We start from the raw sequence: 17,841 nt of genomic DNA, 5'->3' as shown, positions 1-17,841 counted from the left end.
CCTAAATTTATTGCATTAAAATAGCGACGTCCAAAATCAATGCGATCTGTCCGTTACCCAAAACCGTTGCCCCAGAAATAACTTTGACACCTGATAAAAGTTTTCCTAAAGTTTTAATAACTATTTCCTGCTGGCCGATAAGTTTATCTACCATAATGCCACACTTTTTATCACCAACATGGACAATAACCACATATATTTCTTCATCTTTTTTATCTTCTATATGTGATACATTAAGCGCACGGTCAAGACGGACAATAGGAATAATTTCACCGCGGATTACGATTGTTTCCTTATTTTGGATAGTTTTTATATCTTCAGAAGTTATATTTATCGTGCTATCGATTGATGCAAGAGGAATCGCATAAATTTCTTCTTGAACATTAACTAACAAAGCTTGGATGATGGCAAGAGTAAGCGGCAATTTAATTTTAAATACGCTGCCTTCATTTTTTTTCGTTTCAACATCAATAACTCCGCCCAGTGCCTCGATAGTAGTACGTACAACATCCATTCCTACACCACGTCCGGATACATCTGTTATAACATCGGAAGTAGAAAAACCCGGTAAAAAGATAAGCCGTACCGCTTCCGCATCAGTCATGTTATCGGCATCATCCTGCGTTATAACACTCTTTTCAACAGCTTTACTGCGAATGATGTCAGCGTCAATTCCCGCACCGTCATCGGTAACCATTATGATTACGTTATTACCTTCATGCCTGGCGATTAAGCCAACCTGTCCGATAGGCGGTTTCCCTTTTGCTTCACGTTCATCTGGATGTTCTATTCCATGGTCCATTGAGTTACGAATAAGATGGACGAGCGGATCGCCTATTTCGTCAATTACTGTTCTATCAAGTTCGGTATCTTCACCTTCGATAGTAAGGTTTACTTCCTTATTCAGTTCCTTTGCCAAATCGCGTACAACACGCGGGAATCTATTAAAGACCTGGCCAACAGGAACCATTCTTACTTTCATCACTATCGATTGCAAATCACCGGTTACCCGATCCATCTGTTCCACTGTTTCCACTAATTCAGCAATGCGATGCGTATTACCTATCTGTTCAAGCCTTGTCTTATTGATGACTAATTCGCCGACCAAGTTCATTAATGAATCAAGTTTTTCTATGCCAACACGAACAGATTGTCCGCTTTTCATATTATCATGATGCTGGATTGCCTGCTTTTTAACTGCTGGAGCATTCTTTTTGGCTACTGCCGGCACTGCTGCTTTCTTTGCAGTCGTTACTTCTTTTTTAGGGGCATCTGGTACTTTTATCAATTCTATGTCTACTCTGGCTATTTCTGAAATGTTCATAAGAACAGACTCTACTTTCTGTTCTTCTTCACCAGTCAACAAAATGACATCAAATGTGAGATCAAATTTTTCCTGTTCTAAGTCTTCTGTAGAAGGAATAGACTTTATTACATCGCCGATTTCATCTAAAGCGGACATTACCATATATGAGCGTGCTGTCTTCAAGACGCATGTTTCAGCCAGAGTGACTTTAACATGCATGGCTCTTAATCCTGATTTTTTAGCACTATTTATCAAATCTATGTCTATATCTGAAAGCTCAATATTTGCCGGGGGATTTTCACTATTGGCATCTTTCTTTGCTGCAGGTTCTGCCGTTGTTTTAGCCTTAAAGCTTGCTGGAGCCTTGTCTCCACCAGTCGCAGCTATAGAATTCAGCTTGTCTACAAGTTCTTTTACATCAACAGAATCTTCTGGTTCACCATTATTGATATTATCAACCATCTGTTGTAATGCGTCGATGCATTTAAACAAAACATCAATAATATCTTCATCAGCTTTAATTTTATCAGTACGTATTAAATCAAGAACATTTTCCATGTCGTGGGTAAGTTCAGCAATAACATTAAATCCCATTGTCGCTGACATTCCTTTTAAGGTATGCGCACTTCTGAAAATCTCATTTATTGCATCAGAATCAGCGGGGTCTTTTTCAAGATCCAGGAGACGTTCATTAAGTGATTGCAGATGATCTTTTGATTCTTCCAAAAACATCTCCATATATTGATTAGTGTCCATTTTTATTCCCCCAAAACTATATTAATTTCTTTTTACAGCATTAACTATCGCGCTAGCTATCCTATCTACTGGCAACACCTCATCTGCTATGCCAAGATCAACTACAGCTTTCGGCATTCCGTATACGACTGAAGTGGATTTATCTTCAGCAATTATGTATCCATTTGCTCTTTTTATGTGCTGCATCCCTTCAGCACCGTCGTTTCCCATCCCTGTCAATATGACAGCTACCAAACTTTTACCGAATGGAACGACAGATTCAAAAAGAGCATTCACTGACGGTCGATGATTGCCTATGGGCGGATTCTGGTTAAGGGAAATAACTTCTCCCAAAGCTTCTCTGCGCACAAGCATATGATAATCGCCAGGTGCTATATAAACATGTGCAGGTTTTATATAATCCCCATTTTCTGCTTCTTTTACTGTAACCGCAGAAAGCTGGTTAAGTCTTTCTGCCAATGACTTGGTAAACCCTGGTGGCATATGCTGGACAATTACTACACCACAAGGTAAATCAGCTGGTAGTTTAGTTATTACCTGTTGAAGAGCTTTTGGCCCGCCTGTTGAAGTTCCTATTGCAACTAATTTATGGGAACTGGTCAGCGGTGATATTTTTTTTGGCAAATAAAGTTGATTGTTATCGATATACTGCTTAGTAGTTTTTAAATCCACCGTAGCAGCATAATCTCTATTGATTATTTCATTACTAATGGTATCTATGTATCCAATGCCCTCTCTTATTTTATTTATAAAATCCACTGTACCCAGTCCCAATACTTTTATTATTCCTTCAGCTCCTGCTTTCATAAGGCTACTTATCATTACAACAGACAGCGGAGTGCTTCTCGTTATCGTTTTGAGTGTTTGCAAATTATTCATAAGCGGTATATTAGCAGCAAAGATAAGACAGTCTAATTTTAATTTAAAAACAGTCTTTATCATATTTTTGTCATTGATAATTACCCAGATAACTTAAAAACAGCCTTCAGGTAAAAACGGATTAGCCAAGATCCTTGACCACCTGCGCCCAAAACGCGAATCAACGATATTCCCTCCTCATTTTGGAATAATTCCTTTTTTTATAAATTCTCTCTGCCTGCTAAATAAATATTTCACTAACTTATTTTGAATTTGCTTGGACAAATCAGTGAATTTTCCCCCAATTAAATAGCTTTGTTTGTCTTGGGAAAGTATACAACGCTTTACCTCCACAAAAGTATGTATTCGTCCTACAGAAGGAATTGGTATAGTTTCAATTGTGAGCATCGTTCCTGGTTGTAGCGCTTCGGCAGATAAAAAAGAGATACCGTTCCCGCTTACATCAACACTATGGGTGTGAAAAGGGACCTCCATGCTTCCATCTTGTTCAGCCACTGCGACCTGTATGGGGATGGAAACCCGGATGCGCACAAATTCTCTATGCTGGTTACGAATGACAGTTGGTGCCATTTCTACGATCCATACGGGAATATTGACTCTGCCTATGCGTTCATATTGAGCTGTAAAGGAATATACGCGAACCTTATCATCAATAATGCGCCCCTCAACGGTTTGCCCAGTTTCTAAGATAACGGGTCTTAGCATACTGTCTACGGGTAATGCCAAGAACACCATAGAGCCTTTTATGTCTTCAATCCTACTGGCATAAACTTCACTTGGCTCATCATCTTCGCTGTCTATTTTGTCAATCTCGACCCTCTGTCCGATTCTCAACACTTTCTTTGTTTCAAAGACATTTATGTCCTTCATCACCTAATTCCTCCATAAAATTATCTCGAAAAAATTAAACGATGTAGAAAATCACGCCAGTTTCGTTTAATTTTCGTGCTGCGTCCCTGCAAAATTGATTTGGCTATTGTCCTAATGCATTTTGCGGCAATCGTATTAGAATATGATAACAAGAGGGGAACCTGCTTTTTTATTGCATTTACCATATTATGGTCATCATAAACCACACCCAGCGTAGCAATAGAAATCCCCAGAAACTGCTTTGTTGTCGCGATCAGTTTTACACTGACCTCCCGACCCTCATCCTCATCATATATCCGATTGACCACAAGCTTTATATGCAAAGTTTCGCTATAATTTCTGCAAGCCTTTACTACAGCATATGCATCAGTAAGAGCCGTAGGCTCAGGAGTCGTAAGTAAAATAATTTCATCGGCAGCAATTAAAAAATCAAGCACATTTCTCCCAACGCCTGCTCCTGTGTCAACTAAAATTATATCAGCAAACTCTTCACATTCATACAATTTGTTTATCAATAAAGTCCTATCATTTATTGATAAATCGGCTAATTGTTCAAGACCGGAACCGCCGGAAATATACCTTATTCCCTCCGGTCCCTGCAAAATAACATCAGCTAAGGAGACATTGTCATTAAGTAAGTTCATCATCGTATAAGCAGATGAGCAACCCAATAGTACTTCTACATTTGCCAGCCCTAGATCTGCATCAATAATTAAAACATTTGCACCTGCCTGAGAAAGTGCTATAGCTAAATTAACAGTAAAATTTGTCTTTCCTACTCCTCCCTTCCCGCTTGTAATGGCTATTATGCGCAAATTCCTTGCTATTTTTTTCTCCTGCATCTGATGATCTGTCAATTTATGCTCAACAGATAAATTTCTATATTCAATCATCTGCCTTAATTTGGCAGCCTGGTCTTCCATATATATCTACCTCAGTAAAAGGTCTGCTAAATTATTTGGCTGTGCTGGAAAAATATCATCCGGCACGCTTTGTCCATTGGTGAAATATGATAAAGCCATTGGATACTCCTTCAGTAAATTAAGCACTACGCCAATACTTGAAGTTTCATCTGTTTTTGTAAAAATAACTTTATCAGGTGCACACAAAGAGAATTTTCTTATTATATCTATAATATCTTTATATTTTGTAGTAGCACTCAAAACAAGGTGTTTTTCAATACTGTCATTAACCTTCAGTAAATCCTGTAGTTCCAATAACTGATAATCATTATGCTGGCTGCGTCCTGCTGTATCTATGAGAATAAGTTGTTTGTCTTTATGCCTGTTTATAACCTTTTTCAATTCTCCCGGTGTATATACAATCTCTAAAGGCAAACCGATTATGTCAGAATATGTTTTTAATTGATCAACGGCTGAAATTCTATATGTATCAGCAGTAATCAGTACTGCGCGCAACCTTTGTTCCAATACAAAGCGAGAGGCAATCTTTGCCAATGTAGTTGTTTTCCCTACTCCTGTTGCTCCAATGAGTGCAACAATTTTTGGTTTTCCCTTTACAATTTCTATACCGGAAGAAGACGGCATATGCTTTTCTAAATAATCAAGCAAGACCTTACGTACATAAGGCATGTCCTTATCCGTTAAAAGCTCTGGATCCTGCCCAGCTACAATCTCTTTTATAATTTCTGCATTGACTTCCTGCGCCTGCAAAGCTTCTTTTAAAGCAATTGTTTTTCTTTTTACTGCTATATTTTCGTCTGTTTTCGTACCGATAACACTATTCAGTACGACCTTCATCTGTGCGAGTTCCTGTTCCAGCTGACGAATTTTCCGCTGCTGTTTCTTTTCATTAGAAACCTGCATTGTCATTTCATCGGTATTTTTTATCACTTTCGGTGGTTGTCCCAAAGGTTCTTCTGTCAAAAAATTGGCGTCAACTGGTTTACTTTTTTGGCTACTGGATAAACCAGTTGTCTTATAATTTTCCAAAATTTGCCTTGGCACAATAGGTCTTATAGTCGGTTCACCTTGTGCCCCTGTTTTATTTACAGCAGAAGGCTGTGCTTTATCTTTTTTCACTGTATTATTTATCGGCGGTAAAATTTTAGTTTGTGCTCCATCTTCAACAGCCGCGGTCACTTCCACCATCTTCTTTCCGCCATAACCAAAAATACCTCCTGTAGTATATTTTCTTGTATGCAGGATAACTGCATCAGGCCCTAATTCACTTCTGACTTTATCCATAGCGTCTTTGGCCGTGCGTTCCCTAAAAACTTTTATCTGCAATTATAATTTCACCACCCCAAGAATTTGTATCTCTACATTTGCATCTATTTCGGCTTGAGAGAGCACTATAACACCAGAAATGGAACGCTCAACTAATTTTTTAAAATATGTTCGCACAGCAGGCCCCGTCAGCACAATAGGTTGATAGCCCATATTAGTAAGTTCCTGTAAAGCTTTATTAAGTGATGTTATTAAATTCTTAGTAGTATTAGGGTCAAGGTTAACATACGACCCCCGCTCTGTCCGCTGTACTGCCCCAGCAATTTTATTTTCCAACTCAGGAGAAAGAGATACACAGGGAAGAACATTATTTTGTACATATTGATTGGTAATTTGTCTTGCTAAGGCATGGCGAACATACTCTGTAAGAATATCTGGGTCTTTGGTAACTTTTGCATAATCAGATAAAACTTCCAATATGGTAGCCATATCCCGTATAGAGATACGTTCATGCAACAAATTAGCCAATACCTTTTGGATTTCACCAATGGTAAGCAAGTCAGGCACAAGTTCTTCTACAACAGAAGGACTTGTCTTCTTGATATTATCAATAAGGTTCTGTGTTTCCTGCCGTCCAAGGATTTCATCGGCATGTGCTTTTATAACTTCTGTTATATGTGTAGCCAAAACAGAAACAGCATCTACAACAGTGTAGCCATTCAGCTCTGCCTGTTCCCTTTGTGCTTCCGTTATCCATATAGCTGGTAAGCCGAAAGCTGGTTCTGTAGTCTGAATACCATCAATTTCTTCTACGACAGTACCAGAATTCATTGCCATATAATGATCAAGTATTAATTCTCCCTTTGCTATTTCAATTCCTCTTAATTTTATGATATATGCATTCGGTTTTATCTGTATATTATCGCGTATTCGTATGGTCGGCACGACTAAGCCAAGCTCCAAGGCACACTGCCTTCTGATCATCACGATACGTTCCAGCAAATCTCCTCCCTGCCCTGTATCGACAAGCGGTATCAAACTATAGCCTATTTCCAATTCCATAGGATCTACTTGAAGCAGAGAAATGACATTTTCTGGTTTTTTAATATCGGCCTTGTCCTTTTCTTTCTGCATAACTTTACTGCTGGCTAAAGAAGCATTTTGCGATTTACGGAGATTATAAGCAACAAATAATGCCAGTAATGACAATGTTAAAAAAGGGACTGTCGGCAGCCCTGGAATGATTGCTAAAAACATTAACACACCCGATGCAATAAAAAATATGCGCGGATTCCTAAACAATTGGCTGATAAGGTCACTGCCCAAATTAGAATTTGAGGCAGCCCTTGTTACAATAATACCTGTCGCAGTAGAAACGAGCAGGGCTGGTATCTGATTGACAAGACCTTCACCTACAGTAAGCAGTGTATATTGTTGCAGGGACTGGGCAATAGAGAGATTACGCTGTGCCATCCCTATTATAAAGCCGCCAAAAATATTAATAATAATTATTATTATAGCTGCTACCGCATCGCCCTTTACAAACTTACTTGCACCATCCATTGCTCCGTAAAAGTCAGCTTCATGTTGTATTTTTTCACGTCTTGCCCTAGCTTCTGTATCAGTTATGGCACCTTGGTTCAAATCTGCATCAATGGCCATCTGCTTACCTGGCATAGCATCTAACGTAAACCGGGCAGAAACTTCTGCTACACGTTCTGCACCTTTAGTTATAACAATAAACTGAATTATTATTAAAATTACAAAAACGATAAAACCTACTACGGGATTCCCACCAACTACAAAATTACCAAATGAAGTTATGATTTCACCGGCATACCCATTCAATAGAATAAGCCTTGTCGACGAAACATTCAAGGCAAGACGAAACAAAGTCGTTATCAACAGCAACGACGGAAAAACAGAAAAATCCAATGGCTCTACATTATAGATTGTAACCATTATAATGGTCAAAGCCAATGTGATATTTAAACACAGCAATAAATCCAATAAAAATGTAGGCAAAGGAATAATCATCATTATGACTATTGTAATGATTGCCAAAGCAATAACAACATCACTGTATTTATTGATAAAACTGCCTGTCGCGGTGGACGGTGTCGTCATAACGTATTAGCTCCTTAATATTAATTTTACTTGCGCTTAAGCCAGTTTCTTCTTTTTCAATCTATATACATATGCCAGAACCTCAGCAACAGCTTTATATAGTTCCTGCGGTACGACATCACCAATCTCCGTAGAAAGATATAAGGCACGTGCCAGTGGCTTATTTTCCACTATAGTAATATTGGCATCACGGGTGATTTGTTTTATCCGCTGAGCCACAATATCCTGTCCTTTGGCAATGATGGCCGGAGCCGTCATTCCTTTTTCATACTTCAGTGCGATTGCAAAATGCGTAGGGTTTGTAATGATTACATCTGCTTTTGGTACCTCATGCATCATACGCTGCAAGGACATCTGTTTTTGTTTTTGCTTTATTTTGCCCTTGATTTGCGGATCTCCTTCAGTTTGCTTGAATTCATCCTTTATATCCTGCTTGCTCATCTTTAATTCCTGCTTATGCTGCCATTTTTGATACATAAAATCAATAATACCAAGAATTAATAAGACAGTGCATATTTCAAAAGCAAGCTTAAAAATAATATCAACAATGCTTACAAGTGCCATCTGTAAATCCATAAAAATAAGCTTTGGCATCTGTATAACCTGATCTACTATATATAAATAAACAAAATACCCGACAACAAGTATTTTAGCAATAGACTTGAATAATTCCATCAAAGAACGCTTAGAAAAAATACGACCCATACCTGTTACTGGATTTAAGCGGTTTAAATCAAAAGATAATGGTTCTGTAGAAAACACAAAACCGACCTGATAATAATTGAGTGCTAATCCAGCAAGTAAAATAGCGAACATGACGGGAGCGAGAATTTTTACCAGCACAATCATAGTTTCCCAAAATAAATGTACAACAGATTCTGTATCCAAAGGAGACTGCAAATTAGTAAAAATAAATGCCATAAACTGCGTCAATTCTCCGTACATATAATTTCCGCAATTCCATAATGTAAAAAAACCAACCAAGATAACAATAGCGGCTGATAAATCCTGACTTCGCGCTACCTGCCCTTTTTGGTGGGCATCAGTCATGCGCTTTGAAGTAGGATCTTCCGTTTTTTCTCCTGCAAAAAGTTGCAGGTCAAAAGAAAAAGGAGTTGCCATATCAGGAGATGGCTCGCAGCATCGCTGTAATATTACCATAAAGTTCATTAAAAATCACATCCAAAAAGAGTGCATAAAATGGCAGCATAATACCAATTACAAAAATCCCTATAATGATCTGTGCCGGTATCCCAACCACAAAAATATTCATCTGTGGCATTGTTCTGGCCAAAACACCAAGGCCTACATTAGTCAACAGGATTGCAAACAGTACAGGCAACGCCAACTTTAAACCCGTGGCAAATATACCGCCAGTAATGTCTACTATAAGTTGTACAATTCTACCATCAAAATGGGCTGCCAATGGTGGTAAAGCCGTAAAACTTTCAACTAATGCTGATAAAATAATATAATGTCCATTTGAAGCCAAAAAAATTAATATACACAAATTATATAAAAAGCTGCCTACCAATGGTACCTGCTGTCCTGATGTAGGATCAAGTACACTTATAGTAGCAAAACCTACCTGCATATCTATCAGCTGTCCACCAATATTAACAGCTGAAAATAATATATAACCAATAAACCCTATCATCCAGCCAATCAACAATTCAGTCACAACCAATGCGGCATATTGCTCTACTCTATTAGGCAAAACTGGTGCTCCCTGCATATCGACAACCGGAAAAACTACTATACTTATAAAAAAAGCCGTGCCAACCCGTATTTTTACAGGAATGTTTATACTACCAAAAAAAGGTGAGACCAAAAAGATGCCACTGATTCTTGTCAGAACCAATAGGAAAAGCCCTATATGGTTCTGCAACATATCAAATAAATCCAAAGCTAAAGCTACTGCTACTTATCACAGCTTTTCCTTTCCCAAACGAATCAGAGCTAACCGATATAGCGTGGCAAATCAATAAAAATTCTTGCCATATAATCAACCATCATCGTCAGCATCCAAGGTCCGAAAATAAGTATTGCGACAAAGACAGCTACTATCTTAGGAATAAAGGCCAACGTCTGTTCCTGAATGGATGTAGTAGCTTGAAAGACGCTTACCAGCAATCCTATAGCCAGCCCTAAGCCGAGCATAGGTGCCGAAATCACTAAAACCATAAGCAGTGCATTTTGGCTTAAATTTATTATTGTATCTCCAGACATTTACTCCACCTCTACTTAAAACTGACAATAAGTGAATTTATCAAAAGATGCCACCCGTCAACCATAACAAACAGCAATACTTTAAACGGTAACGAAATCATTGTTGGTGGCAGCATCATCATCCCCATTGACATTAAAGTACTTGCCACAATCATATCAATGACTATAAAAGGAATATATATCATAAAACCTAATTGGAAAGCTGTCTTTAATTCGCTGATGATAAATGCAGGTATCAGCGTAAAAGTAGAAACATCTTCCTGTGTTTCGGGACGTTCTGCCTGGGACAGATTCACAAATAAAGCTATATCTGCTTCCCGCGTCTGCTTAAACATAAATTCCCGTAAAGGTGCCGCCACATTATTTACTGCCTCAGTCTGTGATATCTCCCCATTCAGGTAAGGCTGCAGGCCATTTTGATTAGCCTCACCCCAATACGGTGCCATGATATAAAATGTCAAAAATAATGCTAAGGCAATGATCACCTGACTCGGTGGTGCATTCTGAATTGAAAGGGCATTGCGCAAAAAAGACAATACGACAACAATCCTTATAAAGGCAGTAGTCATTATCAATATTGCCGGAGCAAGCGATAATATAGTAAGTAATGCCATTATCTGCAACGTCGCAGCCAAGTCCTGCGGATTGTTTGACGTACCCAGCCCTATATTGATATTTGCCGAGGGCAGTGGTGCCGCCAGTAAATGTGATGGAATAAATATAAAGACTGCTGATAATATTAATATTTTAAGGTATTCTTTCAAAGCGTGAAAACCTTTCTTTATTTATGATATTTATTCTTAAAAAATTCCGGTATTCTCTTTGAGATTTTATCCAGCGAATTAAATTGTTGGCCGAAAAGGTCTAACACATTTGTCTCGACTGGTTCAGTGGAATTGGATAAATGAAGTTTCTCTATTTCCTGCATATCGGTAATTTCCTGTAAAAGTGTTATATTATGGTCTGTTACCCCTAAAATCATAATATGTCCTGCAATCTCTACAACGCATATGGATTTATTTGGCCCTAAGGATAAATTCAGGAGCAGCGCTCCACCGCTGTTTTCCTTAAATTGTTTACCAAAACGGCCGCCTAGATAATGGGAAACATAATACGCCAGTCCCACCACAAAGACAAAAATCACCACTAGGCTGAGCAAATAACCAAAAGTAGATATCCATGATGCACTTGTCGGATGCGGATCAACATTTTGATATTGAGATAAATAGCCGCCTGATGAAGAATCACCGGCGGCTAAAACGGAAATAACTGGTACAAACCAACAAAACAAAAATACAGCCGCAGAAAATATAACAAATTTATATTTTTTCATCAGCCTACAGCTTTACGAACAGCTTCCAAAACTCTTTCAGGCTGGAATGGTTTTACTATAAAATCACGAGCACCGGCCTGAATTGCTTCAATAACCATTGCCTGCTGTCCCATAGCGCTACACATGATCACTTTTGCATTCGGATCAGCTTTTTTAATTTCCTTGACGGCTGTAATGCCGTCCATTTCCGGCATGGTAATATCCATTGTCACTAAATCAGGTTTAAGTTCTTGGTATTTTGCCAGTGCAACAGCACCATTTTCAGCCTCGCCTACTATCTCATAGCCATTCTTAGACAAAATATCCTTTACCATCATTCGCATAAAAGCTGCGTCATCCACTACTAAAACTTTTGTAGCCATATTATATTCTCCTCCACGATTAAGCATTATTAATATATAATTTACAAACATAAATACTTTTACGATAAATTTTTGGCCCGTTCCATGGGACTGGCTATATCAGTTATACGGACACCGAAGTTTTCATCAATAACAACGACTTCTCCTTTTGCAAGAAGTTTTCCATTTACCAACACATCGACAGGTTCCCCAGCCAGCTTATCCAGTTCAATTACAGACCCACTGGACAACTCCAAAATATCCCTGATACTTTTCTTAGTAGAACCAAGTTCTACGGTAATATTGAGCGGAACATCTAAAATCAAGCCTATATTAGCGTTATTTACCGGTACCGGTCCAACAGTAAGCGGCGTAAATTGGGCTGGTTGTACTGCTACATTAGAAGCAATATTTTGTGACCTGGATGTTGTCATATGTACCTGAGATGCTGCTTGCTGCTGTGGTTCCTGTACACCGGCAGGCTGGATAGGCGGTGGCGAAGCAACAGTACTTTGGGCAGCGGCCGGTGCTGGTTCTGGCGTAGGTGCCGCAGGCGGTGGTGTAGCAGGAGCCTCAGCGGCAGGTTCCTTACTTCCCATATTACTTGCTGCTTCTGTAAGATTTTTAACCAATTCTTTTGATACCTCAACAGGCAATATTTGCATTATCTCACTATCAATAATTCCCTCAACTTCCATTTTGAAAGAAATCTTTATAATGGGATCAGTCTGTGCAAAAAAATCACTGACCTCATCAGCAACTGCCATATTCACCATATGCACTTGCGGTGGTGATATATCTATTTTTTTATTGAAAATCTGTGATAAAGATGTAGACACTGAACCCATCATTTGGTTCATGGCTTCACTTACAGCACTTTGTCTTATTTCATCAAGTTCATCAGTGACATTAGTACCGTCCCCCCCCATCATCAAATCTGCAATAACAGCAGCATCACCTGCTTGAATAGCTAAAATATTATTACCAGTTATCCCTGTAGTATAGTTGACCCCAACTATAAGATAAGGCATAGGATAATGTGCTTTTATATCAGCCATTGTTTCAATGCTGACACTCGGTGTCGTTATCGAAACCTTATGTCCTAAAAGCATTGACAGCGTGGTTGCTGCGCTTCCCATTGATATATTACCAATTTCACCCAACGTATCTTTTTCAATATCAGTGAGGGCCGTATTATTTTGCGATTCATCCGCAGATGAATTCGACGGTTGTGTTTCTACAGCCGGAGTATTTTTCTCTGGTGCATCTGGAACAATCCCTTTGGTCAAGGCATCGATTTCCTCTTGCGAAAGCATTCCATCAGCCATCCCTTTTTTCCCCCTCTTCATCGTCTGATTCTATTACTTTTGTTATTTGTACTGCTGATCTTTTTCCTATAATGCCAGGACGGCAATAAAATTTTGGCCTTTCGCCGACTATACAAACGAGTTCATCATCCGCCTTTGTGTTAAGCCGCAGTGTATCCCCCATACCTAAAGTCAGAAATTCACTTATTGTAAGACTTACTCTCCCCAGTTCAACACTAACAGGGATAATAGCCTTACGCAGCTTCTTTTTTAGTTGATCGACCTCTTCTGGATGTTCCTTACGGGTCGATGATGCGGAAACCCAAAAAGTAGTCGTTAATTTAGGAACAATAGGTTCTATTACAATATACGGTATACAAATATTTATAAGTCCCTCAACACTGCCAACCTTAAGTTGAAGAGTAATGATGACAACCATATCACCGGAAGGAACAATCTGTGTAAATTGAGGATTCGATTCCATACTCTCAATATTTAATTTAAAATCCTGCACATTATGCCATGCTTCCTGCAAACCTTCCATCATTTTGCTCATCATATTTTTGATGACCGTTTCTTCAATATCAGTCAAGGTTCTTGCTTTCATCTTACTTTCATCGCCCATACCACCAAAAAGACGGTCAATGATGGAAAATACTACATTTGTATCCATCTCAAAAATTATATTTCCCTTCAAAGAAGAAAGAGATAAAATGCTGATAACACTGGGATTAGGCAATGAACGAATAAATTCTTCATATGTAAGCTGATCAACAGAAACTACTTCTACCTTCACTAATACACGAAGATGTGTAGATAAATAGGTGTTTAAAATACGGGCAAAATTTTCATGAAGCATGAACAATGTTCTAATTTGGTCTTTAGAAAATTTATCAGGGCGTTTAAAATCATATACCTTGATTTTCTTTTGTTCTTCAACTCTTACTTCATCAGCAGAAACAACACCAGTTGAGATTGCTGACAATAATTTATCAATTTCAGATTGTGATAAAATATCTCCTGCCAATCTTTATCCTCCTTTCGCTGATTTATAGTAGCAGACGCTTCATATGCTTTTCTAGGAGCTTCTACAGTAATCTCTCACATTCATTGCAGGACAAAACTGGTTATATAGACCTCGTAGACACTGCCATCGCCAATAGCAGCATTAACTTCACTCTTTATGGCATCTTTCAATTTGTCTTCATTGGCGGCTTCAAGCTGATCCATATTCTGTTTACGAAAAGTACTCATTACAGCATCAAGGACTTTCGCTTGTGCGGCATCAGTAATTTTTTGGTCTTTGAAGTTAACTTCATCAGCAGGGTTCATTTCCAAAACAACGCCTACCTTCAAATATCTTCCTGACTTTACCCCACCGACATTAACGATTATTGTACCATCCTTCGGATCCCCTATCTTTACAAAAACGCCCGGTTCCCTTTTTACTGGGGCGCTAACGTTAGACTTACTAACTACTTTTGTTGTCACAAAATATGATATCCCTCCAGCTAATACTAGACCCACTAAAATAAGTACAATAATAAGCAGCACAGACTTTTTCTTCTTAGTACCGCCATTTTCACTATTAGTAACTTCCTCTTCCGCCATTTTCCCCACACCTTCCTTGTATGTAGTCCAATCTATGTCGATACGACATTCCATCAATTACAATAAAATATCGTTATTATTTTCCCATATCAATATTTATGTAAGGCGCGCCGATAAGTCATTACCCTGCGCACAACTTCATCCATTTTTTCATCTACGATCAATTTTTTACCATTTAATAAAGTAATAACGGTATCTGGTGTCTGCTCTATCGTTTCTATTATTTCAGCATTGAGAATAAATTCTCCCTTTTTGTTTGACTCTGAATTGAATTTCGTAAGTTTTATCATATCATTCTCCAAGTTTCTAAAATTTTTCACAGCAACGATAACATACTTAAAACATGCAAGAGCAAAAGGCAAGGAGAAAATTCTCCTCGTCTTTGCCCAATAAATTTATCTCTTCATATTAACCAAAGTTTCCAACATTTCATCGGCAACTGTTATTATCTTGGAATTAGCCTGAAAACCACGCTGGGTGACGATCATATCACTGAATTCATTGGATATATCAACGTTTGACATTTCCAAAGCTCCGGGAGTAACGGATACTCCCTGCGAAGCAAATGTACCTACCTTTGCTTCTCCTGAGTTATTCGAAGCAGAATATAGACTGCCGCCTGCTTTTTCCAGTCCGGCCTCATTATTAAAGGTGGCTATTGCCAGCTGACCGCCTTCTTGCTTTTGTCCGTTTGTATAAGTGAGTGTTATAACACCATCCTGCCCTATAGACATATCCTTATAAAACCCGGCAGCATAACCATCAGTACTAGCAGTAGCTGTATTACCACCGCTGTATTGTGTCAGCTGACCAAAATCAGCAGCCACTTTTTCATTTAACATTGCTCCATTGGGATAAGGAACCGACAAATTGATATTCATTGATCCGCCACTTATCAAAGTACCATTTGCTCCATCAAATTCCAATTCTTGTTCTGAAGATGCGACCTGTGCGCCATCATAGGTTCCACCTTGTACCTTGACTACCCATTTATCAGCATCATTCTTTTGAATATAAACAGGCACTGTATGGGAAGCACCTAAATTATCATAGATAGTAACAGTAGAAGTATGCACAGCATACGCATCTTGCCCTTCACTATAAGTGTCATCTGCAAAACCTGTCTGCGCAGATCCATCCTTCATTGTCAAAGTAAGCCCTTGCACTTCTTTACCATTATAGCTATTAACGACGCTTATTCCTCCTGAAAGTTGGTCGCTTGCAGCTACATCGATTTTTACTGGGACTGAACCACCTAATTCATACGAACTAAGATCAGAGGGGGGCATATCACCAGTATTTATACTAACTCCATCAGCAAAAGTTAATGTAGCTGCAGACCCATTGGTTGCACCACTTTTAACTGCAGCCTGCACCAAAACGGTATTGCCTTCTTCATAAGGGTCACTTGGGGGTGTATCATATGTAACAGTATATGTCCCTTTGTCTGTCGTAATATGATATTCAGTATCACTAATCTTTTCTATACCACCGGTTTTAATTGTTCCTAATTCTATTGGTACATCCTTACCTATTTCATAAGTTCCACTAGTCTCAATAGCAGTAGTAGGATAGCCTGTAATTGTCGCTCCATTACTTCCTGTTCCCGATTCAGCATAAGTAATTGTTATAGGCTCGCCAGTCGCTGTAATCGACTGTATTGCAGCGTCTCCGAATCTATACGACGAACCAAGAGCAGAAGGAATATCAGCAGTATTTATAGTATTTATACTACCTCCTTCTTTTACAAAAGTTAATATACTCGCAGACCCCGGATTAGTTTTCCCACCTGTAACTTTAGCCTGCACTGAAACGTTATCTCCCACTTTATAGGTGTCGCTTGATGGTGGATCAGTAATAGTAAAGGTTCCTTTATTTGTGATAATTGTAAAATCAGTAGAATTAATCGGCTTTATTTCTGTAATTGTTCCTAAATCTATTTTTCCATCCTTATTTTTTTCATAAATTCCACTTGTAATGTCAGAAACAGTATCAGGATAGCCTGTAATTGTTCCTCCTTTACTTCCCGTTCCTCCCGACGTATCAAAATTAATTGTTATAGGATCGCCAGTTGCTGTAATCGACGTTAATTTATCTGTTTGATCTATAAGGTTTCCTACATAATAGCCATCAGGATTAATACTCCCACCATTTGCATCTAGTATAGTGTATTTTGTCCCCGATGCACCAACTAAAGATGCCTTAGTTAAACTTTTAGAAGCATAAGAACCATCTACACTTTCTGATGTGCCGTCAGCATAATTAACCTTTATTGCAGTTATTGCCTGTGAAATATCATCTGCCGATAAATTACCGCTAAAAGTAGCCGTTGTTGTTGTTTTAGGACTCATTGCAGAATCCTTGTCTATCTTTATATTTTCAGGCAAGCCATTTGCATTTACACTACCATTTTCACCATTCCATCCTTGAACATGAAGTCCACTGCCATTCATGACCAGATTGCCATCATTGTCAAGTGTAAAATTTCCATTACGCGTATAATAGGTCTGGTCACCATTTTTAACAATAAAAAGCCCCGCATCAGTGTCTATTGCCAAGTCAGTATTATTACCCGTGGAAGATGCGCTGCCGTGTGTAAAATTGGTGTCTATCGAAGAGACAGCCATGCCCAAGCCTATCTGCTGGGCATTGATTCCTCCGACATTTCCGTTGGGCGAAGACGATCCCGATAACGTTTGGCTCAATGTGTCTGCAAATGTTACACGGCTAGATTTATAACCTGTCGTATTGACATTCGCAATATTATTGCCGATTGAATCCATCCTAGTCTGATGGTTTTTCAGACCAGAAACGGCTGTATATAATGCTCTCATCATAATAAATCATACTCCTTTGCGTGCAGCTGGCTGCCTCTGTCATTCAGCAGCCGAAG

General features: G+C 38.7%; 17 protein-coding genes. All 17 read right to left on the bottom strand.

Annotated elements, in window-relative coordinates:
• Window positions 1-7 precede the first annotated feature (7 nt).
• A complete protein-coding gene (locus EDC37_RS02825) occupies window positions 8-2,062 on the bottom strand; it encodes a chemotaxis protein CheA (RefSeq protein ID WP_132547708.1) in 2,055 nt (684 codons plus the stop codon).
• Between the two features lie 21 nt (window positions 2,063-2,083).
• Window positions 2,084-3,022, bottom strand: a complete 939-nt coding sequence (cheB, locus tag EDC37_RS02820) for a chemotaxis-specific protein-glutamate methyltransferase CheB (RefSeq protein WP_341539297.1) — start codon at window positions 3,020-3,022, stop codon at window positions 2,084-2,086.
• Window positions 3,023-3,118: 96 nt separating this feature from the next.
• Window positions 3,119-3,811, bottom strand: a complete 693-nt coding sequence (locus EDC37_RS02815) for a flagellar brake protein (protein ID WP_132547704.1) — start codon at window positions 3,809-3,811, stop codon at window positions 3,119-3,121.
• A gap of 20 nt (window positions 3,812-3,831) precedes the next feature.
• A complete protein-coding gene (locus tag EDC37_RS02810; RefSeq protein ID WP_132547702.1) occupies window positions 3,832-4,734 on the bottom strand; it encodes a MinD/ParA family protein in 903 nt (300 codons plus the stop codon).
• A gap of 6 nt (window positions 4,735-4,740) precedes the next feature.
• Entirely contained in the window at window positions 4,741-6,060 is a 1,320-nt protein-coding gene (flhF, locus tag EDC37_RS02805; RefSeq protein ID WP_132547700.1) for a flagellar biosynthesis GTPase FlhF, read from the bottom strand.
• Window positions 6,061-8,127 carry a flagellar biosynthesis protein FlhA gene (gene flhA / locus EDC37_RS02800; protein ID WP_132547698.1) on the bottom strand — a complete coding sequence of 689 codons (2,067 nt, stop codon included), beginning with the start codon at window positions 8,125-8,127 and terminating at the stop codon, window positions 6,061-6,063. It lies immediately after the preceding gene.
• A gap of 36 nt (window positions 8,128-8,163) precedes the next feature.
• Window positions 8,164-9,297, bottom strand: coding sequence for a flagellar biosynthesis protein FlhB (gene flhB / locus EDC37_RS02795; protein WP_424449983.1), 1,134 nt, complete (start codon window positions 9,295-9,297; stop codon window positions 8,164-8,166).
• Window positions 9,251-10,033: a flagellar biosynthetic protein FliR gene (gene fliR, locus EDC37_RS02790; RefSeq protein WP_132547696.1), complete on the bottom strand. Its 783-nt coding sequence runs from the start codon at window positions 10,031-10,033 to the stop codon at window positions 9,251-9,253. Before fliR ends, flhB begins: the two co-directional genes overlap by 47 nt.
• A 53-nt stretch (window positions 10,034-10,086) precedes the next feature.
• Window positions 10,087-10,356 (bottom strand): flagellar biosynthesis protein FliQ, encoded by a 270-nt coding sequence (fliQ, locus tag EDC37_RS02785; RefSeq protein ID WP_132547694.1) that lies wholly within the window; start codon window positions 10,354-10,356, stop codon window positions 10,087-10,089.
• Between the two features lie 11 nt (window positions 10,357-10,367).
• Entirely contained in the window at window positions 10,368-11,120 is a 753-nt protein-coding gene (gene fliP / locus EDC37_RS02780) for a flagellar type III secretion system pore protein FliP (RefSeq protein ID WP_132547692.1), read from the bottom strand.
• A gap of 17 nt (window positions 11,121-11,137) precedes the next feature.
• The gene (locus EDC37_RS02775) at window positions 11,138-11,689 is read right to left on the bottom strand and encodes a FliO/MopB family protein (protein ID WP_132547690.1); all 552 of its coding nucleotides are present in this window, start codon (window positions 11,687-11,689) and stop codon (window positions 11,138-11,140) included.
• Window positions 11,689-12,051 carry a response regulator gene (locus EDC37_RS02770; protein WP_132547688.1) on the bottom strand — a complete coding sequence of 121 codons (363 nt, stop codon included), beginning with the start codon at window positions 12,049-12,051 and terminating at the stop codon, window positions 11,689-11,691. Before EDC37_RS02770 ends, EDC37_RS02775 begins: the two co-directional genes overlap by 1 nt.
• 59 nt (window positions 12,052-12,110) lie before the next feature.
• On the bottom strand, window positions 12,111-13,358 hold the full coding sequence (fliY, locus tag EDC37_RS02765; protein WP_132547686.1) for a flagellar motor switch phosphatase FliY: 1,248 nt from the start codon (window positions 13,356-13,358) through the stop codon (window positions 12,111-12,113).
• A complete protein-coding gene (gene fliM / locus EDC37_RS02760; RefSeq protein WP_132547684.1) occupies window positions 13,351-14,364 on the bottom strand; it encodes a flagellar motor switch protein FliM in 1,014 nt (337 codons plus the stop codon). Before fliM ends, fliY begins: the two co-directional genes overlap by 8 nt.
• A gap of 80 nt (window positions 14,365-14,444) precedes the next feature.
• Window positions 14,445-14,948: a flagellar basal body-associated FliL family protein gene (locus EDC37_RS02755; RefSeq protein ID WP_132547682.1), complete on the bottom strand. Its 504-nt coding sequence runs from the start codon at window positions 14,946-14,948 to the stop codon at window positions 14,445-14,447.
• 89 nt (window positions 14,949-15,037) lie between these two features.
• Window positions 15,038-15,238 (bottom strand): flagellar FlbD family protein, encoded by a 201-nt coding sequence (locus tag EDC37_RS02750; RefSeq protein ID WP_132547680.1) that lies wholly within the window; start codon window positions 15,236-15,238, stop codon window positions 15,038-15,040.
• A 105-nt stretch (window positions 15,239-15,343) separates the two neighbouring features.
• The gene (locus tag EDC37_RS02745) at window positions 15,344-17,785 is read right to left on the bottom strand and encodes a flagellar hook-basal body complex protein (protein ID WP_132547678.1); all 2,442 of its coding nucleotides are present in this window, start codon (window positions 17,783-17,785) and stop codon (window positions 15,344-15,346) included.
• Window positions 17,786-17,841 lie beyond the last annotated feature (56 nt).

Source organism: Pectinatus cerevisiiphilus (genome assembly GCF_004341685.1).
Lineage (GTDB): Bacteria > Bacillota > Negativicutes > Selenomonadales > Selenomonadaceae > Pectinatus > Pectinatus cerevisiiphilus.
This window is presented reverse-complemented; position numbering and strand designations above follow the sequence as displayed.